Here is a 26977-nt window from a genome sequence, read left to right as displayed (position 1 = left end):
CCTCCGGAACCGCCGCCAGAACATCGCGAGGAACCTCCACCGGGCGGCATAGATCCCGACATGATCGAGGACGCGCTTCCCGTGGCAGCGACCGCGGGCGTGATGGCGCTCGGCGCGCTGCCCATGATCGCGTCGGCCCTGTCGGGGCTGCTCGGTGGCGGCGGATCGGGGGCCCCGGCCGGCGCACAGCAGGGCGGCGGCGCTCCAGGCTCGGCCACCGGTACCGGTGCGACGCCCGGTGGTGAAGCGGGCACGAGCGGCCATGTAGGCCTGTCTCCGGAAGCCGAGCGGGCATTGAAGACCTTGAAAACACTGGCTGCCGTCTACGGCGAGGGCGAGACGAAAGACCCACAGGTCAAGGCTTTACGCGAACGGTGGGGTGTGCGGCCGAACGGAACGTCCTCCGGTGCGACAGCGACGGCCGTGCGCGCCAAGCAGATGTTCCAGCGCAACGCCGCGCGGGCGTTCAACAATCTGGACAATAACCTGGCCGCCTACATCATGAGACTGGCCGGAACGAACAAGGTGGACAAGAAGGCCGTCACCTCCCTGCTGCGGGAAGTGAACGTGGCGCTGGCCGAGCTCGGGCCGCAGGCCTACACCCGTGCCGGGCAGAAGAAGGTCCATCAGATCCTGACGGCCGCGTTGCAGAAAGCCCACGGCATCGTCTCCGGCGGCCAGATGAGCGCCACCGAAACCGCCGCCGCCATCAACCGGCTCACCAACCAGTACCTGCACAACCTCACCGGCAGGCAGGTGAACATGGGAACCAGCGGGACCGGCGCCGTCCAGCCAGGGGGCAGAATTCCGGGTGGCACTGTGGGCCAATGGATTCAGCAGGCGATGGAGGTGCTCCGGCGGATGGGCTACGACATCAGCAAGATCGATCCCGAAGCCATCGCGATCATCATCAAGCACGAATCCAACGGCAACCCGAACGCCCACAACGGCTGGGACAGCAACGCCGCCAAGGGGACTCCCTCCAAAGGGCTCATGCAGACCATCGGCCCGACGTTCAATCGGTGGGCCGCTCCCGGATACAACAACATCTACGGCCCGGTCGACAATATCGTCGCCGGCGTTCGCTATGCCATCAACCGGTACGGATCGGTCAGTAACGTGCCCGGTGTGGTGGCCGTCCGTAGCGGCCGAAGGTACGTGGGGTACTGATGGCCACCCCGACCCGCGAAACCCCCGATAGCGATACCGACGACCGTCGGGGCGTCACTGCCGGTGCGGCGACCTCGGCGACCCGGCGCAAGAAGGAACCGGCACCGCGGAACAACCTCGGTCGCACACTGCCCGCGGGTACGGGTGGTTCATCGACACCCACCCCGAGTACCGCGACGCCCGCCGTCAGGGCCCCCGGTGCGGCTCCGGCCGGCGGCGAGACAACAACCCAGACAGCCACCTCGGCGGCCCGCGCGGACGCAGCCGGCGCAATGGCGACCGCGCCGATGGCGACGGCCGCCCTGGGCGCCCTGGCCGCCATCGCCGCCCAGTACGGCGCGGGCGCGCCGACCGCCGAGACCGGACAGACCTTCGCTCCCCCGGCCATGCCCGTGGGACGCCCCACCGGACCCATGGTCCTCGACGGCGATATGGGCTCCCAGTACCTGGCTACCGACCAGCAGATATCTCGACGTGGCGATGCCATGGGCAATCTGAACACCGAATTGTCCCGCATCCTCGAAGGCGCCGCCGACTCCACTACGAAGGGGCGTGCGGCGGTTCAGTCCATCATCGCCGAAGTCAATACGGCCCTGACCGCACTCGGTAGCGTCGACGACACCGCGGCGGGCAGGCAGCTGGTCATGACGACCCTCGGCAATGCCCTCCAGCGTGCGGGCACCGTCCTCGGCCAGGGCCAGGCCGCCGCGGTCGTCACCGCGGATCGGGTGGCTGCGCTGGCGGGGCGTTATGTCCAGGAATCCCGGCCGACCCGCCCCCGTCGCCGGCGCAGCGTGACACATCCCGATTCCCGCCGCATCGGCTCCGGCCCGCCCCGACGGATGCCATCCGGTCAGCAGGGCCAGTGGATCAACGAAGCTTTGCAGATCCTGCGGGCCAACGGCTACGACACCTCGCAGATCAGCCCGGCCGATATCGCCTTGATCATCCAGCACGAGTCCGGCGGCAACCCGCATGCCATCAACAACTGGGACAGCAATGCGGCGGCCGGCATTCCATCCAAAGGGCTGATGCAGACGATCGATCCGACGTTCAATTCCTATGCGTTGCCGGGCCACCGGGATATCTGGAATCCAGTGGACAACATCATTGCCGGGGTCCGGTATGCGGTGGATCGTTACGGCTCGGTGAGCGAGGTGCCCGGCGTGGCACGAGTACGGGAAGGGCAGTCCTATGTCGGCTACTGACACCCTGCTGCGGCCCACCAAACGCCGCGAGACCCACAGGTATGGACCGGCACTCGACCTCGAGCGGTACGAGCCCAAGGCGCTGCTGCGACGCCTCGGCGCATGGATCTCCGAGCGTCCGGCCCGCCGCCGGGTTGCCTGGCTGCTCGGCATCGTCTTCGCGTTACTCGTGGTGCCCATGATCATCGGTGTCATCGCGGTCGCGACCGCTCAGAGTGGAACCTCGCAGATCGACGGCCTGGGATTCACCAATGTCCGTGACTCGCAGGGCGTACCGTTGTCGAGCTACATCTTCGCCACCGATAAGGGCAGCTTCCTGAATCCGGGCAATACCGTGCTGTGGACGATACTCGGTCTGTTGTTCATCGGTTACATGTCCATCACCATCCTCGCCAGTTGGGTCGTCGGCTTCGCGCTGGATTTCCGCTGGCTGGATATGTTCGCGAACGCATTGCGCGGTGTTGCCGAGGCGCTGACCGGGCAGATCGCGATTCCCATAGTGCTGCTGACAGCGGCGACCATCGGCGCGTTCTTCGTCGCATGGTTCGTCGCTCGCGGCTACCACGCCAAGGCGACGGTGCAGGTCGTGACGATGGTGACGGTAGCCATCCTCGGCCCGATCGCCCTCGCTGATCCGTTAGGCGAGGTGCTGTCCTCCGACGGGCTCCTCGCACAGGGGCGCGATCTCGGGATCTCCGTGGCGGCAGGCTTGAACGGGAACGCAAGCCCCAATCCGCGCACCCTGGTGCCGACCATGCAGGAAGACCTGGCCGACAACTTCGCTCGTAAACCTCTGCAGGTCTGGAACTTCGGTCACGTCGTCGACGAGCGGCCGGGCTGCCGAGCGGCGTGGACGTCCGGCGTGCTGGCGGGCAGCGACGGCGACGTCAAACGGGCCATCGAGGATTGCGGTGACAGCGCAGCGCACCACCGGGCCAACAATCCGACTATGGGACAGGTAGGCACAGGATTGATCCTGCTCGTCTGCGCCACCCTGTTGCTGATGTTCGCCGTCTACCTCGGCGTACGCATCATGAAGGCCGCGCTGGACTGTATCTACCACGGCTTCCTGTCGATATTCGGTTTCGCGGCCGGCGGATTCGTCTACGGGCCGACCCAGACCTTCCTCGTGCGCAATATCGTCGACAGCTTCGTAGCAGCGGTGCGGATGGTCGTGTTCACGGTGTTCCTCGGCGTCTACATGTTGTTCATGGGCAATCTTTTCGACCAGGCGCGCGGACAGGTGTTCGCGGTGCTCGTCATCGCCGGGGTCGTCGAAGTCGTGGCAATATCTCAACTGCGGAGTCTGAGCAAGGGCCTGGACCGTGGTAACGACTGGATCGCCAACCGTTTCGCGCTCGCCATCCAAGGCGGGCAGTCATCGGGTGGCGGGGGCGGTGGTGGTACCGCGCTCGGTATGGGCGTCGCGAGCGCGGTGCGCGGCGGCGGGGGGTCCGGGTTCGGTGCGGTGGCCGGCCTGGCAGCGCTGAACACGATCAACTCCTCCCCCGTAACCGCGTGGCTCGCGATGCGCACCGCCAGCCCGCTCAATCCGCTGGCACGAGGCAAGAAGCGCTCGGAGTTGGCGAACATCGCGACAGCCCAGCATCGTATGGACACGCATCAGTGGAACGCCTACAACCGAGCGAACTGGCTCGACAAGGCGCTGATTCGCGCGGGCGGAGTCGGCGGTGACAATCTGGGTGTCGGCGGCATAGGCACAGAGCTCGGTGTTGCCGCCGCTATCGACGGCCTCGGCGACAGCAGGGTCCCCGATAGCTTCATGACCTCCACTCTGATCGCCGCGGGCGCCAGCCACCAGGCTGCCCAGCAGGGACTTCGTGCGCTCGCCGTACAGAAGGCAAGTACTTCGCACAACCCGTATGGTTTCGCACCGCTGCAGAAATCGATCGCGGCAGCACGCGCGGTGCAGAACCATCAGGACACCGCCAACCCCGAGGTCGTACGAGTGTTCGCGGCCCAGGCGGCCATTGCGGCCGACAACTTCGTCCGCCACACCAACGAACCGCCGCCGGGCGCTCGCATCGATCGCGCTTTCGTGCAACGGGTACGCGCGAACTGGGACGACGATGTGGCACTCAGTCGTGCAGTAACCCCGGCGGATTGGCGCAGTGTCAACCGCTTCACCCGCTGGCAGATCGGCCATGAGGTCGCGACCGAGCAGCGGGCTGCCGCATACGCCTACTACCGCAATCCGACCGATGCCAACCTCCACAACTTGGCGAGGTGGACCAACCGCGTGGCCAATCTGGATCACCTGCATCCGGACAGCGGCCCCGACCCATGGGATTCGTAGCACGCCGGCTTCAGCGGCTGCCCAGCACCCGCTTCACCCGCAATTCCTCGGTGGTGGGCACTTCCGAGCGCACAAGGCGCCCGGTGCTCGGATCCTCGGTCACCATGTAGGTATCCGAGATCGCGATCCCCATGCGGGTCGGCGCATTGCGCCGGTATTGCCAGAAGAGGAGATCACCGGGCGATATAGCACCCGGGTCGACGCGTTCGCCACAGACCCCCTGGTCTCGCATCGCCCTCGGCAGGACGACCGGGCCTGGATCCGCTGCCCGCGGTGGCGGCGGACATTCGGACTGCCGCGCCACCGGGGCCGGGGTCGCACTGCCGCATCGGCCGGTGGTCGCCGCCATCGAGGCGTGATAGAGCGCTGTGCGTGCCAGCTCTTCGATGGCCTGCGCCCCACCCTGGCGCTCGCCTGAACCGGTACCGCTACCCGCCGAGCCTCCCACCCCGGCGAGGGCAAGCTGCGCCGCGCATCGGGCAGCGGTCCCGGTGTTGGTCTCGCGCAGCGGCGCACCCTGCAGTGGCGCCGATTTCATTGCGGTCAGACATTCGCCCAGCCACTCGGATTCCGGCGTCTGCCCGGGAGAAAGCGTCAACTGCGCATACGGATTCGTTGTCGGCAATGGCGAGGTCGATACGGCGTCTTCCGGTGCGGTAGCCGGTGTCGGAGTGGTGGGGGTCGCCGTCACGGACGGATCGGGGCCGATCGCACTCTCACACTGATAGTGGTAATCGGCTGACATCGAGCCGAGGATTCCGGTCACCGACATCAGTCCGATGATGCACGGGCTGAAGATCACCAGAACAATCGACCCCGCGATGAGGATCGCCTTCTTCACCGAAGCGCCGCCTTTCGGTCATACGACGCCGGCGTCCATCGGGGGCATCGCTGTTCGGCCAACAATCGGTCTGCCAGGGGCAAACCCGCTTACGCAAGCACTTCCCGATCCCGTCCGGGCGCCCGGCCGGCCGTGGTCGTCGGCGTACTGGTGATGGCTGCCGCCCGATCCGGCCGCGCCGGGCCGAGCACCTTCCCGCGCCCGATCCGGTTCAACGCGTCCCGCATGAACATCTCACCGCGCCGCTCCTCGGGCACCTGACGCCCCGTGCCGACCGGCGGGGAGGTGTCTTCGCGCAGGATCTGCAACAGGAACGGCGCCTCTTCGAGGTCGACGCCCAGCCATTCCAGGCTGTTGCGGGCCAGGACCTCATCGCGCTGGCGGAAGACGAATCGGTTGGGGATCAGATTGTGCGCCGCGCCCTGGAAGTCGGTCTTCGGGTCGTGCGAGGCCAAACCGATGGCGGCCAGGTGTTTACGGCCGTCGCGGCTGAAGTCCGAGGTCACCGCGGCACCGACCTGGGTCTGAGTGAAGTGGTGGGCCTCGTCGCCGACCAGCAGACCAAATCGCCCGTTATCAGTGAGAAACGCCTCGCGCGCGGTGACGCCGACCAATTCGTACAGCGCGGTACCGAGGCGTTTGGTCAGTGGCAGCCGGTTGTACAGATGCGGTGTGGTGAGTTCTTCGGCGGTCGGCAGGGCCAGCTTGTGGCTGCGGATTACGGTCGCCGCGGCGCTGAGCTGCAAGGGCCGCAGATTCGGATCGAACAGCACGGGCACCCGGTCGACGATGGTACCGAGTCGGGCGGCCAGATCGGCGTATTCGGGTCCGGCCTCCGGATCATCGGCGAGCTGACGCACTACGCGGAACAGGTCGAGGAGGCTTCGGATGCTGTACCGCTCGATACCTTTCGGCGCCAGCAGGTTACTGATCGCGGCGCCACTACCCGAGGTGGGCGACAGATCCAGCAGCGGCAGAATGGAATCCAATGCCCGCTCACCCGCCACTTTTGGGTCGAACAGGCGCAGCGGATCCAGTGAAACCGTCGGCGACGCCAGGTCGATGACCACGGCGTTATCGATCGAGGCGGCAAAATGCTCCCATTCGCCCACCTGACTTCGGTCGATGGCGAGGAACTGACCGCCCATATCGTGCACCAGCACCGCCATCAACTTCAGGAAGTACGACTTACCCGAGCCGAGTTCGCCCGTCACCGCGAACGAGGCGGACAGGTCGTGCAGCGCTGCTTCCATGATGCCGAAGTGAATCGGCTCGAAATGGCCGGACAGCAGGTTGATTCCGATGACAGGGCCGCTGTCGTCGCCGATCTGGCTGGTGGTGAACGGGACGAAACCCGCCCACATATCGGAGGGCACGATATGCGCGAAGTCGTCGAAGGCACGCCGTGGCGGGCTACCGGGGACCAGCATCGACCACAGGTCCACCTGCGCACCGACCGGCGCCGTCATCTCGACCTGGAACCGCTTGTATCGCCGTTTGAGGGTGTTGACCGCGTCCAGGGTGGCGTCACGACTCGGGCCGCCGATTGCGACGACCGTGGTGAACGAGACCTCGGATTCACCGCCGTTGACCTCGAAATGCTGGTTGTATTCGCCCAGCATCTGCGCCTTCGACATCAAGGTGTTCTGGGCGAAGGAGACCTCTTGATCGCGCTGGTCCATCTGTTCGCCGAGGCGGCGCAGGGCCTGCTCGTTGTTCTTCAGAACAACTTCGGCGGGCTTGGTGGAGATCCGCATCCCCCAGTCGACGGTGACGTCACCGAGCCCATCGAGCACATTGAGGAATTCGCTGCCACCCGGAAACGCCATGCCCCCGTACGGAAACGACCGCGGCGTCAGCATCGACTGGTACGAGGGGCGGTAACCGTAATCGGGTTGCACCACCTTGATGACGGGCACGAACGAGGGCCGCAGGCGGCGATTGCTGTCCCCCCGCGCGCCTTCGTCCAGCGCGGCGGACCGGAAGACCGCCGCGGTCACGTCGTCGAGTGCGCCTGCTCGGGTGGGCGCCACCGGATCGGCGACACCGCCGCGCGCGAGATAGTGATCCCACAGCCATTGGAATAGCGCCGCAGGCACCGGTACCGGGTCGAAATCCCCACCGATGCGCGACAAGATCGCGTTGGCTTCGTCGTCGTAGGCGTCCAGATCTTCGCGAGAAATGGCGGTGGCGTCGATCGTCGTCGTGCTGCCGCGCCACATCCGGCTCAACGCCGACAGGCCCGCATTCCCGGCGCCGACGGGGATGGAGAGCAGGTAGATCCTGGTCTGCGGACCGATCGCCCGGACCCGCTCATAGGAAGCCACCACTTCGGCGGCGTAGTCCTCGCAATCGTCGAGGTCGATGCCCTCGACCATCTTGCCGAGCACGTCGAGGGTGTTGAGCTGGGCTTGAATGCCGAGCAGCAGCGAGCCGTTGGGCAGATTGTTGATCAGTGAGTGATGGGCAAGCTTCACATCGAATTTATCGCCGGCCTTGCGTAATCCGTAGCCGAGCGGATTGATGAAGTACGTCGCGGTGACCAGCCCGGAATGAGTGAACTGCAGGTGACCGCGGATGGCGGCGGTGGGCTGTAGATCGCGATTGAACCCCATCAGCGCGCCCCCTCGATCGCCATTCGGTCACCGAGCGCGTTCGCTTGCACCGCCGCGCGCGAGCGATCACCGGCACTGCGGTCCAGCCCGAACAGCCCAGCTGCCGGTGGACTGTCCCGCTTGCGATCGGTGGACCGGTTCGCGCCATCCGGCAGGATCACGACCACGCTCTCCTCGATGAACATCGTCTGCCGCGCCGAATCGACCGTGATCGGCATACCCGAGGCAGACACCGGCTGCCGCACGAATATCAGCCTGGCCATCCAGAACACCCGTGACCACATCCGGACGCCGGTGTAAGGAATAAGGCCGAGGGCGAATCCGACCGCGATGGTGAACACCACGCCGATGATGAAGGTCACCGCAGGATTCACCGGAAATGTCATGGCGCAGACTGCTGACAGCAGCAGCGAGATCGCGACGCCGGCCACCTGCGGCAGGGTGTACGGCCCGAACGGCAACTTCTGTCCGTTCTGGGCCTTACCGATCATGGTCGGCACACGCTTGATAGGTGTGAAGACCTTGATCACCTGGGTCATCGGTAGCCCCCGACAGGGTGATCGGGCACGATGACGTTGGCGTCGCTGCGGGCATAGTTGACGATGGTCGGCAACATCCAGAACAGCACCGCCGCAAGCACCGCCGAACCGGCGACACCGAGAATTTTTCCTGGTGAGAGCTTCGACTTTGCCGCCTCGGAGATCAGTACACCCATGCTGATGATCGTGATCAAGATCAATCCGGCCCAGCGGACGAAGATCAGCACACCGTACAAGATGTTGCTCAGATTGCTCATGGTGCTGCCTCTCCTGGAATCAGTTCTGCCGTGCTGGTGGGATCTGCACCGAGGTCGACGGCGCCGGTGTCGTGGTCTGCGATGCCGCGCTCCTGGTGTCCTGATAGGCCACCACCGCGAGCGGGCTCGTCAGGGCGGGCAGCGGATCCATCGACTGCACCTGCCATTGCCCGGTGGTGTTCACCATCGTCAGCGGGTAGGCGAGCGTGGCCGAGGCGCCGGTTGCGCTCTTCGGGTTTACCGTCGCCAGCACCCTTGCGGTCGTTCCACCGGTCCCGCAGCCGGCATCGTCGGCGGTGACCGCGGCGGTCTCGAGCGTAGTGAACGGTGCGGGGGCGAGGGCCGCGATCGCGGACTCGGGCGTTGTGTAGCGGCCGACGTCACCGGAGCCGGTGAGGAAGGCGGCGAGGAAACCGGAAGCCACTTGTGTCAACGGCGTATCTTCGCCGCAGGGCGCGGAATACACGGTCGCAAGTTCGGCGCCTCGGCCCGGCGGTTGCACCACCGACGGCAGCGACAAAGCCCGCAGCCGTCCCTCGGCCACCGACACCGCCACACGCAGGAACTGCCGGTCACCGGTAGCGCCCCTGCCGATGCGCACCGAGACCGTCACCGACCAGACTTCGATGCCGCCGACCGAGATATCCCGTGACACATAAACCACGGCCGGATCCGACACCTGTTGAGCCGTTGTCGGCAGCGTGATCTGCTGGCCTGAACCGCCGACGAACTCGGCGACCTTATCCTGCTGTCCGGCAACCGAAGTCAGATACACCATGACGAACTGCTCGGCGAAAGAGCCGGCGAGCTGGGCGTGGCCGACGACGGCCGTGGTATTCGCGTCGGACGGGGCGGGCGGATCCTTTTCGAAGACACTGAGTATCGCGTGCCCCCCGCCCATGACGGCAAGCACGGCGAGAACCACGGCGACGATATTGTCGCGACGGCGGCGTGCTGCCATCCGGCGAAGCAAAGCCTCGCCAGAATCAACCCGCCCTCCGGCCACAGTCCTCACTCGCGAAATAATAGAGATCGCGGGCGTTGTCGATGCCACATCACTTCCCAATTCTGGGAGGTCGCTCAGTACACCGGACTACGTTTCATCCGCGCCGCCATCCAATGCCGCAGCTGCTCGTCGTATCCGATCGGACCGCTCGGCCCGTCGGGCTCCAGCACTTGGCGTCCGGGTTCGAGCATCGGCACATCATCGGCGACCCGGACCAACTGCGCGATCACCAGCTGGCGATTCGAATACCCCGGATACGGATACAACAGCAGCGAGGTCGGAGTGTAGCCACCGCCGTAGTTGAGCGCCCGCACGGTGACGCCGGCCGTATCACCGGAACCGATGCGCCCACGCAGGTCCGCCAAGCGGGATCGATCGTCCGGATGGAAGACATCTACGGGCCGGAATAGATAATCCCACCGGATCCACGGTGCCGGATCGGTCAGCCAATGCGAAATGCTGGTGTGCTCGAGCTGAACCACAGCGAGATGATTTCCCGCACGCCGATGCGCCTCCCGCAGCCCGACTTGCTCGAGCGTCGGCCATTCCGGCGGCGGACCGCTTGCCGTGACGTCCTCGATCAGCCACCACGCACCGCGCACCCTACTGTCGTCGCGCGCCCGGATGGTGATGCGCCAGCGCCCCGGTTGCCCGGAACCGCGCAGCACCGAGACATCGACCTGGAGTTTGTCTCCGGCCTCAGGGCTGTAGAGCAGATCGAGCACCTCGGCATGCCTGTCGAAGGCCGAAATGCGGTGGAAGAACTCGGCGATCGACAACCGAGGAACGTATTCCTCCGGTGCGACGCCGGACAGTCCGGTGACCCCACTCGGCTGCTGGATCGTCTGACTGTCCAGGTCCCAGATCGCGCCGACGGCGGGGCGCAGTTCCGGGACCGGCGCAGACTCCGGGCCGGCCCACAGTCGCACCGCGTGCACGTCACCCTCCGGCCCGAAGACCGGCCGGATCAGCAGCCGATGCGGTCCCGACGACGTCGGCACCATCGAATCGACTTCCTCGCCTCCGTCGACGGCCAGCCGAATCGCATCGATCAGCGCTCGCGAGGACAAGCCGTCGTAGAGCGCCGGCACTTTCGCGAGTTGCCGCTGCATAACGCGCCGCCAGTCGGCGAAATCTCGCGGCGCATCCCCGACCGAGGCTACCGAAATCGCTTCCGGCGCCAACGTTTCTATCGTCACCCAGGGGATCACTGCGCCACTTCTCTCATCGCACGTGCCTGCTCAGTGTTCATCGGGACGGTGTCCTGATGAGACAACTAGTAACACGTCCAATGTACCGTTGTCCAGCGGGCCATTCAATAGCGAAAGCCGACCGATGGCGCTCAATCAGTGTGCAGCAAAATCGGTGCCGTGTATTGGCGAATGCTCGATTCCGTGCGCCGGGCGTTCATCGGACGGCCACTCCACGCTCATCCAACGCATGTAGGACAGCGATGATTCCGCCGCTCGGTGACGGGCCGATGGGCCGAGTCCTCGCAGCTCGAGCCGCCGCGGACGCAGCCAGGCGCGCTCGATCAGTCGCCCGAGGAGACCGCGGACAGCGCGAGCACGCCCGCGCCGGCGATGACACCGACCGCGCCCAGTTCGGATGGAATCGCCCGCAGGCTCGACAGCGAGGTGAGCCTGGCGTGCGTCGCGATCGCCTCACCCAGCGGCTTCCACAGCACAGGGCCCGCCTCGGCGACGGTCCCGCCGATAACGACGAGGTCGATATCGAGCAGCGCGGCCACCGAGGAAATGGCCCGGCCGAGCGCCGTTCCCGCACGCGAGATCGCTGCTACGGCAACATCTTCGCCGTTGCCGGCCGCCTCGACGAGCGCCTCGAGCGATGCGCCCGACCATCCTCGATCCGCGGCCCAGCGCAGCAAGGATCGACCGCCCGCCACCGCCGCCAGACAACCGCGGCCGCCGCATTCACACGGGTCGTCGAAGCCGGGCACCAGGACGTGACCGATATGTCCGGCGTTGCCCGTGCGGCCGACGACAACGAAGCCACCGACCATCACACCACCGCTGACCTGATCGGACACCCGCATGGATAGGGCATCCATCACTTCGGCGGTTGCTCCGAACTGCTGCTCAGCCAACGCAAGACACACGCCGTCGAGCGCCAGCTGGACATCGGCCTGTGGAAACAACTTCTGCACGGCCTCGACGATGCCGAAGCCCATCCGCCATTCGGCGACATGAGCAGGGGCGACGACGCCTGCCGACATGTCGATCGGCCCGATCGAGGCGATGCCGACACCCGTGACTTCGCCACCCTCGGCGGCGTCGAGCAAAATCTCTGCACACCTGTCCCAGGCCGCACGGTCGGGCACCGGCACGGTGCGGATCTCATCGGCGCCGACGCCATCGGCCACCTGTACTGCGGCGAAGCGATCCGCGCCGATCTCCAATGCCAGAATTGTCACGAGTTGCCCACCATCAGAACGAGTTTGCTCGGAAGTCGGTTTGCCGTAACCGTCACCGTCCGTCGGTGCCGGTCGAGGTCAACGGGCGGCCGAGCACGATCCGCCTACGCGGCGCCGTGACCACCGATTCGGTGCCTAGTGGCCGGGCGCCGGTGCGAATGATACGCATCGGACGCTTGTGGTCGAGCGGCACCGCCCGGTGCCGGTCCAGATTCTCGACGACGTTACCCGAGTTGTCGTAGGCGACCCCGGCCCAGATCATCGCGCGCGGACCGTCGCCTCGAGCAATGAGAGTCTGCGCCAATTGGCGACACTGGAGGAATAGCGGACACCTGGAACAGGTCTCGACAGCCGCATGCCAGGCCGCAGGCGTCCCCGTGTCCAGGTCCCAGTTGTCGGGAAGGTCCGCGCAGGGCGGGCGTTGCGCAGCCTTGGTCGGCAGCGTCGAAACCTTGTTGCTCGCAGTTGGTTTCACAGCCTGCGGGAAAATCTGCACAATGCTCATGGCCGTCTCCGGGGAAGCCGCGGGCACGCGCGAACAGCAGCGTGTCCTGTGGTCGGGCGGTCGTCAGGGCTGCTCAACAGTCCCCGGAAGGCAGCTCGAAAGCTGTGTAAGAACGGTAACCGACGGTTCGGATGTGAGCAAGCACTCATACCGCCAAATAACGGCACATCGAAATCTGGGGCCCGCTGGCTTCGAACCGCTATTTAACGGTTCGTTTAGCTACGTACCATGTTTCTCCGGGCTTGAGTGTGGTTTCCTAGTAGGCATGGCAGCAGAGGCGGAGTACACGATCGACGAACTGGCGCGGGTAGCCGATACCACCGTGCGCAGCGTGCGCGTGTACCACGAACGGGGGCTCTTGCCGTCACCCGATGTTCGGGGACGGATCGGCTACTACGGGTCCGACCACTTGAACCGGCTGCAAACGATCAGCCGCCTACTCGGGCGCGGCATGAAGCTCAATGGCATCCGCGAACTGCTCGATGCCTGGGATCGCGGCGACGGCCTCGCCGACGTGCTTGGGGTCGCCGATCAGCCGGCCGCCGAGCCGTCGACCGGCTCCCGGCCGGCGGATGAGCCGAAGGAACGCGAGGCGCAACCGGAGCTACCGGATTACGTGAAGCAGGCCCTGGCCGCCAGCGACGATCCCCTCGACGCCTACCGGGTGACAAACCCGCGCTGCTGCGACCTGGCGACCCGGCTCAGCGATGCCGGGCTCGAGGTGGACGCGACCTTCCAGTTCGTCGAGCGGCTTCGGGCCGATTGCGACCGGATCGCCGACCGCTACGCCTCCGAGGTCTTCTACCTGCTGGCGGGCCAGAGCTACGAACAGTCGGCCCGCACGCCCAAGGACCGGACCAAGCTCGAAACCGACCTCGCGATCGCCCGCCTGATCGCCACCCGAGCCGCCTCGGAGTTGATCGATCAGGCCTTCGCCCGGCATGCGGAACTGCCCGCGCCGATGGCCACCGACGGCGTCTGATCTCGACCGCAGAAAGCCCCTGGCCAACTGGTCAGGGGCTTATTCCGATGGTCGGGGTGACAGGATTTGAACCTGCGACCCTCCGCTCCCAAAGCGGATGCGCTACCAAGCTGCGCTACACCCCGAGGCCTCGCCAGGGGCGAGCATATTGCGTATGAGCGGGTGACGGGAATCGAACCCGCACCATCAGCTTGGAAGGCTGAGGTTCTACCATTGAACTACACCCGCAGGCATACGACATCGATGGGATCGCCACGATGTCGTGTGCATGAGCGACTGTACCGAACTCGCCTCCGGTAACGCCAATCAGCCCCCTGCCCCGGCACACGGGCGGCCCCGCGACGGTCTCCCGGCGATTTTCGAGCTAACCGGAATTGGTGTGTAACACTCTCGGCCGCACAGCGATCACATACCCGATCGCCCGTGGCTGCGCACCGAGAACTCGTTGCAGAACGCCGTTTTTCGAGGCCGATCGGCTTGCTAGGATCCTTTTTGCCGGACGGGGGTATCTGGAAAGGGGGCGGTGAGCGTGCACCCGACGAGGTGGACCATCCGCGTAGCAGTGAGAACGACCGGTGTGACGCCGGTGTCGGGCTCGGATCGGGGAGCCCGCGCGGAGTCGTCACCTGTGTCCGGTGAGCGCCATGCCGGCTGAGGACCGACCGCCGGTCGCCGCGACCGCACGGGCATGGGCGCGCACGGTATGCGCCGAGCCCGGGGTCGAGGCGGCCCCACAACAGCTGGAACCTGTTCTGATCGAGATTATCGAGCGCCTGCTCGAACTGGCCGGATCCGAACCGTTTCCGGTGCTCGAAGCCAGAATGCTCGGCGCCCGGCTGGCCGAGGCGCCGCTGGAACGAATTCGCATGCTGGCCCAGGCGACTCGCACGCTGCTCGGGTTCCGCGCGGGCCCACCCGGATCGCTGACGGCGACCAGGTGGCCGTTCGTGGCCAGCCAGGCCATCGACAGCTACGCCCAGGCCCTGCAGGAACGTGCCCTGGCCCAGCAGGAACAGCACATCTCGGCAGCGGTCTCGGTGCGGGTGCAGGAAATCGCCGCCCTGCAGCACCGGCTGCGCCACGAGGCCACCCACGATGCGCTGACCGACCTCGCCAATCGCACGCTGCTGCAAGATCGGGTGCGTTTGATGGCCGCGGACCCGACGCGCGGAATCGGGCTGCTGCTGATCGATCTGGACCGCTTCAAGCAGATCAACGACGGCTACGGGCATGCCGTGGGTGACGAGGTGCTGGTGGACCTGGCCAACCGGCTGCGCGAGGTATGCCCGCCCGACACCGTCATCTGCCGCTACGGCGGTGACGAATTCGTGCTGGCCACCAATCCGCCGCGCAACAACCTGGGCGATCTCGCCCATCGCATCGTGGCCGCGCTGCGTGATCCGGTGTGGTCGTCGGCGGGTCCGGTGCCGGTGTCGGCGAGCGTCGGCACCGCGTACTCACCGCCGGGCAGCCCGTGCGATTTCACCGATCTGCTGCGCCGGGCGGACCGGGCGATGTACTCGGCCAAGACCGCGGGCGGGCGCCGATTCGCGCTCGCCGATGCCGACGAGGCGGAGATGGGGGCGGCGGTTGCCGGTTGAAAGGCCGACACGACACCCGCGAATCATCCGACACGCGGAGCGAATCCGCTGAGCCATCCGCGGACAGGCGACTAGGCCGAGCGCCGCTCAACTCGGCTGACATATCGGGCACCAGAAGAGGTTTCGCCCCTCCAGCACCGAATGAGCTACCGGTGTACCGCAGATCCGGCAGGGTGCGCCCGCCCGGCGATAGACGTACGTGCGTGGACGGTCCGGCGCGTAGGACGGTTCGCCGTGATCGTGTTCCGGCCGCACCACATGCATCTTGCCGCGGCGCACCCCCACCCGCATCAGCTGCACCAGATCCGCCCACAGCGCGTCCCATTCGTCGCGGGAGAGCGCGGTGCCCGGCCGCTGCGGCGCGATGCCGTGCCGGTAAAGCACCTCGGCGCGGTAGACGTTGCCGACGCCCGCGATGACCTGCTGATCCATCAGCAGTGAGCCGATCATCCTGCGGGAACGCTGAATCCGCCGCCAGGCCCGCTCCGGATCGGCGCCCCGGCGCAGCGGATCGGGGCCGAGCCGGTCGACGAGGGCGCCGGCCTCGGGGGCGGTCAGCACCTCGCAGGCGGTCGGCCCACGCAGGTCGGTCCCGAAATCGGTGCCGGCCAGCCGCATCCGGACCTGCCCGACCGGCTCCCCCATCGGCATCGCCGATTCGGTGAAGCTGCCGTACAAACCGAGATGCACGTGCACGACCAGCCCGGATTCGTAGTGGTGCAGCAGGTGTTTACCCCAGGCCTCGGACCGGACCAGCACCTGCCGGTCCACCCGCGCGGCACCGTCGGCGAACTTGCCCTGCGGGCTCGACACCCGCACCACACCGCCTGCCAGCCGCTGCTGATGCAGCTTCGCCAGGCGGTGCAGCGTATGACCCTCCGGCACTGTCGAATACGGCCGGTCTACTGGCCGGGCAGCGCGGGCGCGACGCCGGTCTTCTCGTACTCGGCGAGGATGTCGATGCGGCGCTGGTGGCGCGCCTCCTCCGACCACGGGGTGCTGATGAACGCGTCGACGATGGCCAATGCTTCCTCGGTGGAGTGCATCCGGCCGCCGATGCCGATGAGCTGGGCGTTGTTGTGCTCGCGGGCCAGCATGGCGGTCTCGACGCTCCAGGCCAGCGCGCAACGCGCGCCGGGCACCTTGTTGGCGGCGATCTGCTCGCCGTTGCCGCTGCCGCCGAAGACCAGGCCGAGGCTGCCCGGATCGGCGACGGTGCGCCGCGCGGCCTCGATGCAGAAGGCGGGGTAGTCGTCGAGCGCGTCGTATTCGAGGGCGCCGCAGTCGACGACCTCGTGGCCTGCCTGCTCGAGATGGGCCTTGACGTGATTCTTCAGTTCGAAACCGGCATGGTCGGCACCAAGGTATACGCGCATGGGGGAATCCTATCCGCGCTGTAATGCGGCTCCGTCGAGGGTGCGGGCAGGGGTTGGGTCCGCCCACCGGGCGGTTCGGCGACGTCGCGCACTGGCGCGCTGTGGCGGTGGCCACACCCTGCTCGGGCGGCGCCTGCGACCCGACTCGACCGGCCCGATCTGAATAGAGTGGGCGTCCATGCAACCGATCGATCCTCAGCGTCCGCAGGCCGATCAGTCCGGGGGGCAGCCAGAGTGGTTGCGCAAGAACGCGCCGCAGGGTTCCTCGTCCGGGTCCGAATCGAGCGACGTTCCGCAGCCACCACAGACCGCCCCGCCGACGGCCTATCCGTCGGCGCCGTACCCCGGTATGCCCGGCTACCCCACCGCCGGCTACCCCGCCTACGGGTCCGCGCCGGTGCCACCTGCCGTGCCGCCGAGCAGGCAGCCGCGAGGGCTGTCGCCGTTCGGCATGCCCGCCCGGCATCTGTGGGAGATCCCGCTGCTCATCGTGGTGGTGGCGCTGACGGCGCTGGCGTATCTGTTCGCGGCGTTGCTGCTGGTGTTCGGCAATGTGAACGAATACATCCTGGCGCTGGTGTTCGCGCCGATCCTGATCTGGTTCGGCCGTGGCGTGAACTACGCGACCCAGCGGGTCAACGGGGTGAAGATGTCGCCGACCCAATTCCCGGAGGGCTACCGGATGGTGCAGGAGGCGGCGGCGCGGTTCGGCATGGCGAAGGCTCCGGATGCCTATGTGGTGCTCGGCAACGGCCAGATCAACGCCTTCGCCTCCGGTCACGGGTTCCGCCGGTTCGTGGTGGTCTACAGCGATCTGTTCGAAATCGGCGGCGCCGCTCGTGAACCGGACGCGCTGGCGTTCATCATCGGCCACGAGGTCGGGCATATCGCGGCCGGGCACACCTCATATTGGCGTCAGCTCGGCATGTTCCTGGTGCCGTTCCTGCCGATCATCGGCAGCTCGCTGATCCGCTCGCAGGAGTACACCGCCGACAACCACGGCTTCTGCAACCGGCACGAGGGCGCCCGCGCGGCCATGGGCACCCTCGCCGCGGGTAAGTACATGAACACCATGGTCGGCTTCGACGAGATGGCCGACCGCGCCGCGCAGGAGAAGGGCTTCTTCGTCTGGATCGTCAACGCCCTGTCCACCCACCCGGTACTGACCTGGCGGATGTGGGCGCTGCGCGATCGCAGCAGGCACGGCCGCCTCTTCTGGCGCCCGAGTCCGCCCCCACAACTCCCGCCCGGTCAGCATCCGTACGGCCCCTACGGCGAGGTCCCGAGCCTGCCGCCGAAGCCGGTCGCCTGATCAGTCGAATGCCGGCTCTTCGGTGCGGGTGCGCTTGAGCTCGAAGAAGTGCGGGTACGACGCCAGGGCGACGACGCCGTCCCAGACCTTGCCCGCGTCCTCGCCGCGCGGGATGCGGGAGAGCACGGGCCCGAAGAACGCCACGCCGTTGACGTGAATGGTGGGAGTGCCGACGTCCTTGCCGACCTTGTCCATACCGGCGTGATGGCTTTCCCGCAGCTCGGCGTCGTAGTCGGTGCTGTGCGCCGCCTCGGCCAGCTCGGCGGGCAGACCGGTTTCGGCGAGGGCGTCGGCGATGACGGCCGCCAACGTCTCCGCGGTGGTGGCGCGCTCGTATTCGGCCCTGCGGTCGTGGATCCGGGAGCCCATCGCGGTATAGAGCGGGGCGAGCACCTTGTCGCCGTGCTCACGCGCCGCCGCGATGGCCACCCGCACCGGCCCCCAGCCGCTTGCCATCAGCTCCTGGTACTGCGGCGGCAGGTCACGGCCTTCGTTCAGCACGGCCAGGCTCATGACGTGGAAGCGCGCCTCGATATCGCGCACCTTCTCCACCTCGAGAATCCACCGCGAGGTGATCCAGCACCACGGGCACAGCGGATCAAACCAGAAGTCGGCGACATCTTTGCCCTTGGCGTCTCCGGCGGTGTTGCTCACGTCGATTCCTCTCGATCGCAGACTGGTACGGCGGCGGAGCCGCTCTGGTACCGACAACCATCGGTCGCGCCGATTCGTTCCCGCATTCGGCGTTTCGGTGTGCCGCACGCACCTAAGCTGAGATCAGAGGAGCTCGATTCGCCTGGCGTTGAGGAGTCCGCATATGACCTCTGGGCAGCATTTCGTCGTCGTCGGTGGTGGTCTCGGCGGCGCCAAAGTCGCACAAGCCCTGCGCGACAACGACTTCGACGGAACCATCACCCTGCTGACCGACGAGGAGCAGCTGCCCTACGAGCGGCCGCCGCTGTCGAAGGAGTATCTGGCAGGCAAGAAGGTCTTCAACGATTTCACCGTCGAAGACAGGCCCTGGTATCGCGACCATCATGTGGATCTGCGGCTCGGCACCGCCGTCACCGCGATCGACCGGGGCGCCAAGACGGTCTCGCTGCCGGACGGTTCCACCCTGCCCTACGACAAACTGGCCCTTGCCACCGGCGCCACCCCACGCCGCCTGCCCATTCCCGGCGCGGACGCCCGAAAGGTCTACACCCTGCGCACCGTCGACGATTCGAACACGCTGATCGAGGTGCTGCGCGACGCCGGCCGCCTGGCCATCATCGGCGCGGGCTGGATCGGGCTCGAGGTGGCGGCCGCCGCGCGGGTGGCCGAGGTCGAGGTGACGATCATCGAGGCCGCCGAGGCGCCCCTGCTCAACGCGCTGGGAGCGGAGATGGGTGCGGTGTTCGCCGATCTGCACCGGGCGCACGGCGTGGACCTGCGGTTGGGTGCGCAGGTGGCCGAGATCGTCACCCGTGACGCGACGGCCACCGGGGTGCGGCTCGGCGACGGCACCGTCATCGAGGCGGACGCGGTCCTGATCGCCGTGGGCGCCAGGCCGAACATCGAACTCGCCGCCGAGGCGGGCCTCGCCGTCGACGCCGGTGTGCTGGTGGACGCGCACCTGGCCACCAGCGACCCCGATATCGTCGCGGTCGGCGATATCGCCGAGCAGGATCATCCGCTGCTCGGGCGCCGGATCCGGGTGGAGCACTGGGCCAATGCGCTGAACCAGCCCGCGGTCGCGGCGGCGACCATGCTCGGCAAGGACGCGGTCTACGACCGGCTGCCGTACTTCTTCACCGATCAATACGACCTCGGCATGGAGTACACCGGCTATACGGCACCGGGCGAATACGAGCGGGTGGTGGTGCGCGGGGACCTGGCTGCCCGGGAATTCGTCGCGTTCTGGCTCGATGGCGGCAACCGCGTGCTCGCAGGCATGAACGTCAACGTCTGGGATGTCACCGACCGCGTCAAGCAGCTGATCCTCGGCGGTGAGGCCGTGGATCCCGACCGGTTGGCCGACACCTCGATCCCGTTCTGACAACCGAGATGACCCACCGCGAAAACTTGCGCGTAGAACTGTGTCGAATCCGCCGGCCGGGCTCCGACCTGTTCACGAGAGCGTCGCCGGACGCACCGAGAATGAGGAGCCCGAAATGAAGTACATGCTGGTCAAGACCTACGGCCGCACCGCGAACTGCGATATCCCGATCAACGAGTGGGCGCCGGAGGACATCGCGGCGCACATCGATTTTCAGCGCAAACTCGGCGAGAAGCTCGCCGCGGCGGGCGAGCTGGTGGACGCCAAGGGCCTGGCCGGCCCCGAGGAAGCGCGGATCGTCAGCTACGACGGCCGCACCGCGCCGGTGGTCACCGACGGCCCGTTCCCGGAGACCAAGGAGTTCCTGGCCGGGTACTGGATCGTCGACGTCGACAGCGAGGAACGTGCGCTCGAGATCGCCGCTGAGGCGTCGGCCGCGCCCGGGCCCGGTGGTGTCCCCATCGGTGAGTACATCGAGGTGCGTGCGGTGATGAGCGCACCTGCCGCCGAACGGTGATCGCTGCCGACCGCGCGACCGAGGACCTGCTGCGTGAGCTGGCGCCGCAGGTCCTCGCGACGCTGGTGCGCCGTTTCGGCGATTTCCCCACCGCCGAGGACGCCCTGCAGGAGGCGCTGCTGGCCGCCGCCACGCAGTGGCCGGTCGAGGGCAGGCCGGACAATCCGCGTGGCTGGCTGATCCAGGTGGCGCAGCGGCGCATGGCCGACGCCGTGCGCGCCGAGGTCGCCCGGCGCAACCGGGAGACCGTGGTCGCCCTGCGCGAGCCCGAACCCGCCGAGTCCGTCTCCGCCCAGGACGACTCGCTGATGTTGCTGTTCCTGTGCTGCCATCCGGCGCTGCCACCCGCGAGCGCGATCGCACTGACCTTGCGAGCCGGGCGGGCTCACCACCGCCGAAATCGCGCGGGCTTTCCTGCTGCCGGAGGCGACGATGGCACAGCGGATCACCCGCGCCAAGAAGCGGCTGGCCGCCCTGGACCGCCCGTTCGCCCCGCCCGCCGACGACGAATGGCGCGCACGCCTCGACGCTGTGCTGCATGTGCTGTACCTGATCTTCACCGAGGGGCACACCGCCATGACCGGTGATCGGCTGCGGCGCGCGGACCTGTCCGCCGAGGCGATCCGGCTGACCCGCGCGGTGTACCGGATCCTGCCCGACGATCCCGAGGTCGGCGGGCTGCTCGCGCTCATGCTGCTGACCGACGCCCGCCGCGACGCCAGGACGGGCCCGCACGGCGAGCTGATTCCGCTACCCGAACAAGATCGCGGCCGCTGGGATCGCACGGCGATCGCCGAAGGGATCCGGCTCGCGACGGCCACGTTGGACCACGGCCTGATCGGCCCGTACCAGATCCAGGCGGCGATCGCGGTGCTGCACGCGCAGGCCGCCTCGACGGAAGAGACCGAGTGGGAGCGGGTGCTGGCGCTGTATCGGCTGCTCGAGCGCATCGCTCCGAACCCGATGGTGACGTTGAACCGCGCGGTCGCCACCGCGATGGTGGACGGCCCGGCCGCGGGTCTCGCGCTCACCGACACCGTCGCCGACGCGCTCGCCGACAGCCATCGGCTCGCGGCTGTGCGCGGCCACCTCTACGAGATGGCGGGTGATCACCGGGCTGCCGTCACCTGCTACACGGCCGCCGCGCAGCGCACGACGAATACCGCAGAACGCGACTATCTGATGCTTCGTGCCGCGCACCTGCGCTCTCGCATGGCGCAGGAAGCCGGTGCTACCCACGTCGCACCCGAGGCCGGCTCGCAGTGACCTCTTTCAGCCGGCTGATCCCGTCCAGGTCGTGCCGGTGATGAGCTCGTAGGCCTCCATGTACTTCTTGCGGGTCGCCTCGACGATGTCGGCGGGGATCTCCGGGCCCGGCGGTTCCTTGTCCCAGCCGGTGGAGGTGGACCAGTCGCGGACGAACTGCTTGTCGAAGGAGCGCTGCGGGCGGCCGGGCTCCCATTCGTCGGCGGGCCAGAAGCGCGAGGAGTCGGAGGTGAGGACCTCGTCGCCGAGGGTGAGAGTGTCACCGTCCCAGCCGAACTCGAGCTTGGTGTCGGCCACGATCACGCCGCGTTCGGCGGCGTGCGCGGCTCCGCGCGAGTAGATGCCGAGGGTCAGCTCGCGCAGCTGTTCGGCGACCTCGCGGCCTTCCTGGTCGACCACATCGGCGAACGAGATCGCCATGTCGTGGCCCTCGGCAGCCTTGGTGGACGGAGTGAAGATCGGCTCGGGCAGCCGGTCGCCGTCCCGCAGCCCGGGCGGCAGGGCGATCCCGGACACGGTTCCGCTCTGCTGATACTCCTTCAGCCCGGACCCGGTGAGGTAGCCGCGGGCGATGCATTCAACCTGGATCATCCGCAGCGGCTTCACCCGGATCGCACGCGCGCCGAACTCGGCGGGCACGTCGGTGGTCGAGAGCACATGGTTGGGCACATCGGCGAAGAACTCGAACCACCAGTTCGACAGCTGGGTCAGCAGCGCACCCTTGTCCGGGATCGGCGTCGGAAGCACCACGTCGTAGACCGACACCCGGTCGGAGGCGACGAGCAGCAGGGTGTCGCCGTCCTCGTACAGGTCGCGCACCTTCCCGGCGTGCACATGCTTCACGACGTCGCTCCGATCGTGGTCGATGGTTGTCGATGCGGAATTACTCCCGCGCGGGCAACCTTACCGACGTGGCATTGTGGGGAACGCCGTGCCCGTATCTGTTCTTCGACCATGAAGGAGTCCGATGTCCGCACCGAACCTCACCCGCGAACAGGCGATCGAGCGCGCCGCGACCGTCTCGGTCGAGAACTACCGCATCGAACTCGATCTGACCGACGGGTCGGGCAACCCGGGCGAGCAGACGTTCTTCTCCCGCAGCACGGTCGCCTTCACCGCGACGCCGGGAGCGTCCACCTTCATCGATATCGTGGCGCGCGGTGTCCGCTCGGCGGTCCTGAACGGCACGCCGATCGACGTCTCCGACTACGACGAGTCCACCGGCATCACCCTGACCGACCTCGCCGCCACCAACGAGCTCGTGGTCGAGGCCGATTGCGAGTACTCGCACACCGGCGAGGGCCTGCACCGGTTCGTCGACCCGGCCGATGACGCGGTGTATCTCTACTCCCAGTTCGAGACCGCCGACGCCAAGCGCATGTTCGCCTGCTTCGACCAGCCCGACCTCAAGGCGACGTTCACCCTCAGCGTGACCGCGCCCGCCGGCTGGAAGGTCATCTCCAACTGCGAGCCGGTCGACACCATCGCCGCCGACCCGGCCCACCACCTGTTCCGCACCACTCCGAAGATGAGCACCTACCTGGTCGCGCTCATCGCCGGCCCGTACGCGCAGTGGACCGATGTCTACACCGACGAGCACGGCAGCATCCCGCTGGGCATCTTCTGCCGCGCCTCGCTGGCCGAGCACATGGACGCCGACCGGCTGTTCACCGAGACCAAGCAGGGTTTCGGCTTCTACCACCGCAACTTCGGCGTGCCCTACGCCTTCGGCAAGTACGACCAGCTGTTCGTGCCGGAGTTCAACGCGGGCGCGATGGAGAACGCGGGCGCGGTGACGTTCCTGGAGGATTACGTCTTCCGGTCCAAGGTCACCCGCGCCTCCTATGAGCGTCGCGCCGAGACCGTGCTGCACGAGATGGCGCATATGTGGTTCGGCGATCTGGTCACCATGAAGTGGTGGGACGATCTGTGGCTCAACGAATCGTTCGCCACCTTCGCCTCGGTGCTGTGCCAGGCCGAGGCCACCGAATACACCAGTGCCTGGACCACGTTCGCGAATGTGGAGAAGTCCTGGGCCTACCGTCAGGACCAGCTGCCCTCCACCCATCCCATCGCCGCCGACATCCCGGATCTGGCCGCGGTGGAAGTCAACTTCGACGGCATCACCTACGCCAAGGGCGCGAGCGTGCTCAAGCAGCTGGTGGCCTACGTCGGCCTGGAGCCGTTCCTGGCCGGTCTGCGTGACTACTTCGCCGAGCACGCCTACGGCAATGCCACCTTCGACGATCTGCTCGCGGCGCTGGAGAAGTCCTCGGGCCGCGATCTGTCGACCTGGGGCGCGCAGTGGCTCAAGACCACCGGTCTGAACATTCTGCGGCCCGACTTCGAGGTCGACGCGGACGGAAAGTTCAGCTCCTTCACCGTGATTCAGGAAGGAGCGGCACCCGGCGCCGGTGAACAGCGCGTGCACCGGCTCGCGGTCGGTGTGTACGACGACGATGCCGACGGCAAACTGGTCCGCACCCATCGCGTCGAACTGGATCTCGACGCCACCGAACGCACCGACGTCGCGGAGCTGGTCGGTGTGCCGCGCGGCAAGTTCGTGCTGGTCAACGATGACGACCTCACCTACTGCTCGATCCGACTCGACTCCGATTCGCTCGACGTGCTGATCAACCGCATCGCCGATATCGCCGAACCGCTGCCGCGCACGCTGGCCTGGTCGGCGGCGTGGGAGATGACCCGGCAGGCCGAACTGCGGGCCCGCGATTTCGTGGCGCTGGTGCAGCGCGGAGTGGGCGCGGAATCGGAGATCGGCGTGGTGCAGCGGCTGCTCATGCAGGCCAACACCACCCTCAGCAGCTACGCCGACCCCACCTGGGCCGCGGAGACCGGCTGGCCCGGGTTCGCCAATCGGCTGCTGGAGCTGGCCCGCGAGGCCGAACCGGGCTCGGATCATCAGCTGGCCTTCGTCAACGCGCTGACCGGAGCGAAGCTCTCGCCGTGGCACACCGAGGTACTGCGCGAGCTGCTCGACGCCGACCCTGCCACGGTGGGACTGGCCGGCCTGGTCGTGGACACCGATCTGCGCTGGCGCATCGTGACGGCGCTGGCGGCCGCCGGTGAGATCGACGCCGACGGTGTGGACACTCCGACCATCGATGCCGAGCTGGCCAACGACCAGACCGCGGCGGGTAAGCGCCAGGCAGCGGCGGCCGCGACCGCCCGGCCCATCGCCGAGGTCAAGGAGCAGGCGTGGTCCACCGTGATGGGCGACGATTCGGTGCCGAACATCACCGCGCGCTCGATCGTCAACGGGTTCGCACCCGCTGGGCAGGGTGAGCTGCTGACGTCGTTCGTCGAGCGGTACTTCGCCGAGATCCCCGATGTGTGGGAACGCCGGTCCAGCGAAGTGGCACAGACCGTCGTCATCGGGCTCTACCCGTCCTGGGAGATCAGCGAGGCCGCCGTGGCCAGCGCCGACAAGTTCCTCTCCGCGGACCATCCGCCCGCACTGGCGCGGCTCGTGAACGAAGGCAAGGCGGGCATCGAACGCTCGCTGCGCGCCCGCGCCTTCGACGCCCAGTAGGTAGCCGACCCGGGCGCTGTGCCCGCACCGGAACAGGCTCGGATCCCTTGGATCCGGGCCTGTTTCGCGTCCACCTGCACTCGCTGCTCTGAGCAGATCTGCTCAGGGCAGCGTGGCGAGATTTTTCGCCTCGGCGGCGGGCACGGTGGAGCCATGGCACACGATGAGAAGGCTCCGCTGTTCAGCTGGCGGGCTCGTGAACAACTTTTCGGCAGGCGCATCCTCGTGCTCGACGGTGGCCTCGACGACGACAACGGCACCCTGCTGATGACGCAGATGCTCACCCTCGCGGCCGAGGATCCCGACGCCGGGATCTCGCTGTGGATCCACTCCCCCGGCGGCTCGGTGCCCGCGATGCTCGCCATCCGCGACGTCATGCGGCTGGTGCCCTGCGAGATCTCCACCCTCGCCCTCGGGCTGGCGTGCAGCGCCGGGCAGTTCCTGCTCTCGGCCGGCGATCGGGGACGGCGGTTCGCGCTCCCGCACGCCCGCATCCTGATGCATCAGGGTTCGGCGGGGATCGGCGGCAGCGCCGTGGAGGTCGAGGTGCAGGCCGACGATCTGCGCCACACCGTGGAGACCGTGCTCGGGCTCATCGCCGCCGACACCGGCCAGCCCTATGAGCGGATCTACGAGGACTCACTGCACGACCGCTGGTTCACCGCCGCACAGGCCAAGGAATACGGGTTCATCGACCACATCGTCGACTCGTTCGGCCAGGTGGTTCCGCAGCGCCAGAAGATCGGAATCTCATGACCTCCTACACCATTCCCAATGTGATCGCCCGGCAGCCGGCTGGCGAGCGGATCATGGACGTCTACTCGCATCTGCTGGCCGAACGCATCGTCTATCTCGGCACCCCGATCGATTCGGGGGTGGCCAACGCGCTCATCGCCCAGCTGCTGCACCTCGAGTCGGAGAACCCGGAACAGGAGATCAATCTCTACATCAACTGCGAGGGCGGCGAGCTACCCGCGATGCTCGCGGTCTACGACACCATGCGGTTCATCAAGGCCCCGGTCGCGACCACGTGCGTCGGCCAGGCCATCGCGGTCGGGGCGGTGCTGCTGGCGGCCGGCGAGGCCGGCAGGCGGTCGATGCTGCCGCACGCACGAGTGGTGCTGCATCAACCGGCCGCACGCGGTCAGGGCGCCATCCCCGATCTGATCCTGCAAGCCGACGAGCTGGTTCGGATGCGCGCGGAGATCGAATCCATCCTGTCCGACCACACCGGCCGACCGGCCGAGACGCTACGCCGCGACACCGACCGCGACCGGGTGTTCACGGCCGCGGCAGCCGTGGACTACGGACTGGTGGACCAGGTGCTGCACGCCCGGTGAGCGGGTAGGCAGGCGCGAAGCGCGCCGACCGGGGGCGCGCTCGACCGGCAGCGGACACCTGGTGCCGAGTAGGCGCGAACGACCCGCAGCGCGAGTCGGCCTG

Annotated in this window: 23 protein-coding genes, 2 tRNA genes and 1 pseudogene; 12 read left to right on the top strand and 14 right to left on the bottom strand. The window is 67.3% G+C overall.

Annotated features, from left to right (window positions below; all coding sequences use genetic code 11):
• The first annotated feature begins 60 nt into the window (after positions 1-60).
• From RJ05_RS32140 to RJ05_RS06840, 3 genes are all read left to right on the top strand, one after another.
• On the top strand, positions 61-1170 hold the full coding sequence (locus RJ05_RS32140) for a transglycosylase SLT domain-containing protein (protein WP_249040568.1): 1110 nt from the start codon (positions 61-63) through the stop codon (positions 1168-1170).
• Positions 1170-2378: a transglycosylase SLT domain-containing protein gene (locus tag RJ05_RS06845; protein WP_081597199.1), complete on the top strand. Its 1209-nt coding sequence runs from the start codon at positions 1170-1172 to the stop codon at positions 2376-2378. The genes RJ05_RS32140 and RJ05_RS06845 overlap by 1 nt, the downstream gene beginning before the upstream one ends.
• A gap of 358 nt (positions 2379-2736) precedes the next feature.
• Positions 2737-4695 carry a hypothetical protein gene (locus RJ05_RS06840; protein ID WP_138445733.1) on the top strand — a complete coding sequence of 653 codons (1959 nt, stop codon included), beginning with the start codon at positions 2737-2739 and terminating at the stop codon, positions 4693-4695.
• A 10-nt stretch (positions 4696-4705) separates the two neighbouring features.
• Here the strand turns inward: RJ05_RS06840 and RJ05_RS06835 are convergent, their stop codons facing one another.
• The 8 genes from RJ05_RS06835 to RJ05_RS30715 all read right to left on the bottom strand — a co-directional run bounded on the left by RJ05_RS06835 (position 4706) and on the right by RJ05_RS30715 (position 12892).
• Positions 4706-5536 carry an NlpC/P60 family protein gene (locus tag RJ05_RS06835; protein ID WP_036534397.1) on the bottom strand — a complete coding sequence of 277 codons (831 nt, stop codon included), beginning with the start codon at positions 5534-5536 and terminating at the stop codon, positions 4706-4708.
• Positions 5537-5625: 89 nt separating this feature from the next.
• A complete protein-coding gene (locus RJ05_RS06830; protein ID WP_051016305.1) occupies positions 5626-8151 on the bottom strand; it encodes an ATP-binding protein in 2526 nt (841 codons plus the stop codon).
• On the bottom strand, positions 8151-8690 hold the full coding sequence (locus RJ05_RS06825) for a hypothetical protein (protein WP_174343906.1): 540 nt from the start codon (positions 8688-8690) through the stop codon (positions 8151-8153). Before RJ05_RS06825 ends, RJ05_RS06830 begins: the two co-directional genes overlap by 1 nt.
• Positions 8687-8947: a hypothetical protein gene (locus RJ05_RS06820; protein WP_036534395.1), complete on the bottom strand. Its 261-nt coding sequence runs from the start codon at positions 8945-8947 to the stop codon at positions 8687-8689. The genes RJ05_RS06825 and RJ05_RS06820 overlap by 4 nt, the downstream gene beginning before the upstream one ends.
• 19 nt (positions 8948-8966) lie before the next feature.
• A complete protein-coding gene (locus RJ05_RS06815; protein WP_249040567.1) occupies positions 8967-10001 on the bottom strand; it encodes a conjugal transfer protein in 1035 nt (344 codons plus the stop codon).
• Positions 10002-10027: 26 nt separating this feature from the next.
• Entirely contained in the window at positions 10028-11152 is a 1125-nt protein-coding gene (locus RJ05_RS06810; RefSeq protein ID WP_036534476.1) for a GAF domain-containing protein, read from the bottom strand.
• A 335-nt stretch (positions 11153-11487) separates the two neighbouring features.
• Positions 11488-12387, bottom strand: a complete 900-nt coding sequence (locus RJ05_RS06805) for an ROK family protein (protein ID WP_036534388.1) — start codon at positions 12385-12387, stop codon at positions 11488-11490.
• Between the two features lie 52 nt (positions 12388-12439).
• On the bottom strand, positions 12440-12892 hold the full coding sequence (locus RJ05_RS30715; RefSeq protein ID WP_138445732.1) for a hypothetical protein: 453 nt from the start codon (positions 12890-12892) through the stop codon (positions 12440-12442).
• Here RJ05_RS30715 and RJ05_RS06795 point away from each other — a divergent pair.
• On the top strand, positions 12885-13874 hold the full coding sequence (locus RJ05_RS06795) for a MerR family transcriptional regulator (protein ID WP_249040566.1): 990 nt from the start codon (positions 12885-12887) through the stop codon (positions 13872-13874). The two genes, RJ05_RS30715 and RJ05_RS06795, sit on opposite strands and share 8 nt — an antisense overlap.
• 48 nt (positions 13875-13922) lie before the next feature.
• On the opposite strand, the gene RJ05_RS06790 is transcribed toward RJ05_RS06795, so the two are convergent.
• Both RJ05_RS06790 and RJ05_RS06785 read right to left on the bottom strand, forming a co-directional pair.
• Positions 13923-13999: transfer RNA gene (locus RJ05_RS06790), tRNA-Pro, on the bottom strand.
• 32 nt (positions 14000-14031) lie between these two features.
• Positions 14032-14102 (bottom strand) — tRNA-Gly (locus RJ05_RS06785).
• 416 nt (positions 14103-14518) lie between these two features.
• Here RJ05_RS06785 and RJ05_RS06780 point away from each other — a divergent pair.
• On the top strand, positions 14519-15475 hold the full coding sequence (locus RJ05_RS06780; protein ID WP_036534474.1) for a GGDEF domain-containing protein: 957 nt from the start codon (positions 14519-14521) through the stop codon (positions 15473-15475).
• A gap of 87 nt (positions 15476-15562) precedes the next feature.
• Here RJ05_RS06780 and RJ05_RS06775 read toward each other — a convergent pair whose 3' ends face one another.
• Together RJ05_RS06775 and RJ05_RS06770 are read right to left on the bottom strand one after the other, a co-directional pair.
• Positions 15563-16360 carry an Fpg/Nei family DNA glycosylase gene (locus tag RJ05_RS06775; protein ID WP_036534381.1) on the bottom strand — a complete coding sequence of 266 codons (798 nt, stop codon included), beginning with the start codon at positions 16358-16360 and terminating at the stop codon, positions 15563-15565.
• 17 nt (positions 16361-16377) lie between these two features.
• The gene (locus tag RJ05_RS06770; protein ID WP_036534379.1) at positions 16378-16851 is read right to left on the bottom strand and encodes a ribose-5-phosphate isomerase; all 474 of its coding nucleotides are present in this window, start codon (positions 16849-16851) and stop codon (positions 16378-16380) included.
• Between the two features lie 349 nt (positions 16852-17200).
• Between RJ05_RS06770 and RJ05_RS06765 the strand changes: the two genes are divergently transcribed.
• Entirely contained in the window at positions 17201-18163 is a 963-nt protein-coding gene (locus RJ05_RS06765) for a M48 family metallopeptidase (RefSeq protein ID WP_169332947.1), read from the top strand.
• On the opposite strand, the gene RJ05_RS06760 is transcribed toward RJ05_RS06765, so the two are convergent.
• On the bottom strand, positions 18164-18817 hold the full coding sequence (locus RJ05_RS06760) for a mycothiol-dependent nitroreductase Rv2466c family protein (RefSeq protein WP_036534376.1): 654 nt from the start codon (positions 18815-18817) through the stop codon (positions 18164-18166).
• Between the two features lie 163 nt (positions 18818-18980).
• On the opposite strand from RJ05_RS06760, the gene RJ05_RS06755 reads away from it, so the two are divergent.
• The 3 genes and pseudogenes from RJ05_RS06755 to RJ05_RS06745 all read left to right on the top strand — a co-directional run bounded on the left by RJ05_RS06755 (position 18981) and on the right by RJ05_RS06745 (position 21984).
• Complete coding sequence (locus tag RJ05_RS06755) at positions 18981-20201, top strand: NAD(P)/FAD-dependent oxidoreductase (protein WP_036534375.1); 1221 nt, start codon at positions 18981-18983, stop codon at positions 20199-20201.
• 115 nt (positions 20202-20316) lie between these two features.
• On the top strand, positions 20317-20718 hold the full coding sequence (locus RJ05_RS06750; RefSeq protein WP_036534472.1) for a YciI family protein: 402 nt from the start codon (positions 20317-20319) through the stop codon (positions 20716-20718).
• A pseudogene (locus RJ05_RS06745) lies at positions 20715-21984 on the top strand (RNA polymerase sigma factor). Before RJ05_RS06750 ends, RJ05_RS06745 begins: the two are co-directional and overlap by 4 nt.
• Positions 21985-21990: 6 nt before the next feature.
• Here RJ05_RS06745 and RJ05_RS06740 read toward each other — a convergent pair.
• Entirely contained in the window at positions 21991-22827 is an 837-nt protein-coding gene (locus tag RJ05_RS06740; RefSeq protein ID WP_036534373.1) for a phosphoribosylaminoimidazolesuccinocarboxamide synthase, read from the bottom strand.
• 124 nt (positions 22828-22951) lie between these two features.
• Between RJ05_RS06740 and pepN the strand changes: the two genes are divergently transcribed.
• The 3 genes from pepN to RJ05_RS06725 all read left to right on the top strand — a co-directional run bounded on the left by pepN (position 22952) and on the right by RJ05_RS06725 (position 26874).
• Entirely contained in the window at positions 22952-25534 is a 2583-nt protein-coding gene (gene pepN, locus RJ05_RS06735) for an aminopeptidase N (protein WP_036534371.1), read from the top strand.
• Between the two features lie 153 nt (positions 25535-25687).
• The gene (locus RJ05_RS06730; RefSeq protein WP_036534369.1) at positions 25688-26290 is read left to right on the top strand and encodes a ClpP family protease; all 603 of its coding nucleotides are present in this window, start codon (positions 25688-25690) and stop codon (positions 26288-26290) included.
• A complete protein-coding gene (locus RJ05_RS06725) occupies positions 26287-26874 on the top strand; it encodes a ClpP family protease (protein WP_036534367.1) in 588 nt (195 codons plus the stop codon). Before RJ05_RS06730 ends, RJ05_RS06725 begins: the two co-directional genes overlap by 4 nt.
• Positions 26875-26977: the final 103 nt, after the last annotated feature.

The sequence above is a fragment of the Nocardia cyriacigeorgica NBRC 100375 genome, assembly GCF_000308555.1.
GTDB lineage: Bacteria > Actinomycetota > Actinomycetes > Mycobacteriales > Mycobacteriaceae > Nocardia > Nocardia cyriacigeorgica.
This window is presented reverse-complemented; position numbering and strand designations above follow the sequence as displayed.

Bases quoted from the DNA above. Each gene is read 5' to 3' on its own strand.
- RJ05_RS32140 (WP_249040568.1), top strand. From the start codon at position 61: ATGATCGAGGACGCGCTTCCCGTGGCAGCGACCGCGGGCGTGATGGCG.
- RJ05_RS06845 (WP_081597199.1), top strand. From the start codon at position 1,170: ATGGCCACCCCGACCCGCGAAACCCCCGATAGCGATACCGACGACCGT.
- RJ05_RS06830 (WP_051016305.1), bottom strand. From the start codon at position 8,151: ATGGGGTTCAATCGCGATCTACAGCCCACCGCCGCCATCCGCGGTCAC.
- RJ05_RS06825 (WP_174343906.1), bottom strand. From the start codon at position 8,690: ATGACCCAGGTGATCAAGGTCTTCACACCTATCAAGCGTGTGCCGACC.
- RJ05_RS06820 (WP_036534395.1), bottom strand. From the start codon at position 8,947: ATGAGCAATCTGAGCAACATCTTGTACGGTGTGCTGATCTTCGTCCGC.
- RJ05_RS06795 (WP_249040566.1), top strand. From the start codon at position 12,885: ATGCTCATGGCCGTCTCCGGGGAAGCCGCGGGCACGCGCGAACAGCAG.
- RJ05_RS30715 (WP_138445732.1), bottom strand. From the start codon at position 12,892: ATGAGCATTGTGCAGATTTTCCCGCAGGCTGTGAAACCAACTGCGAGC.
- RJ05_RS06780 (WP_036534474.1), top strand. From the start codon at position 14,519: ATGCCGGCTGAGGACCGACCGCCGGTCGCCGCGACCGCACGGGCATGG.
- RJ05_RS06770 (WP_036534379.1), bottom strand. From the start codon at position 16,851: ATGCGCGTATACCTTGGTGCCGACCATGCCGGTTTCGAACTGAAGAAT.
- RJ05_RS06765 (WP_169332947.1), top strand. From the start codon at position 17,201: ATGCCCGGCTACCCCACCGCCGGCTACCCCGCCTACGGGTCCGCGCCG.
- RJ05_RS06755 (WP_036534375.1), top strand. From the start codon at position 18,981: ATGACCTCTGGGCAGCATTTCGTCGTCGTCGGTGGTGGTCTCGGCGGC.
- RJ05_RS06750 (WP_036534472.1), top strand. From the start codon at position 20,317: ATGAAGTACATGCTGGTCAAGACCTACGGCCGCACCGCGAACTGCGAT.
- pepN (WP_036534371.1), top strand. From the start codon at position 22,952: ATGTCCGCACCGAACCTCACCCGCGAACAGGCGATCGAGCGCGCCGCG.
- RJ05_RS06730 (WP_036534369.1), top strand. From the start codon at position 25,688: ATGGCACACGATGAGAAGGCTCCGCTGTTCAGCTGGCGGGCTCGTGAA.
- RJ05_RS06725 (WP_036534367.1), top strand. From the start codon at position 26,287: ATGACCTCCTACACCATTCCCAATGTGATCGCCCGGCAGCCGGCTGGC.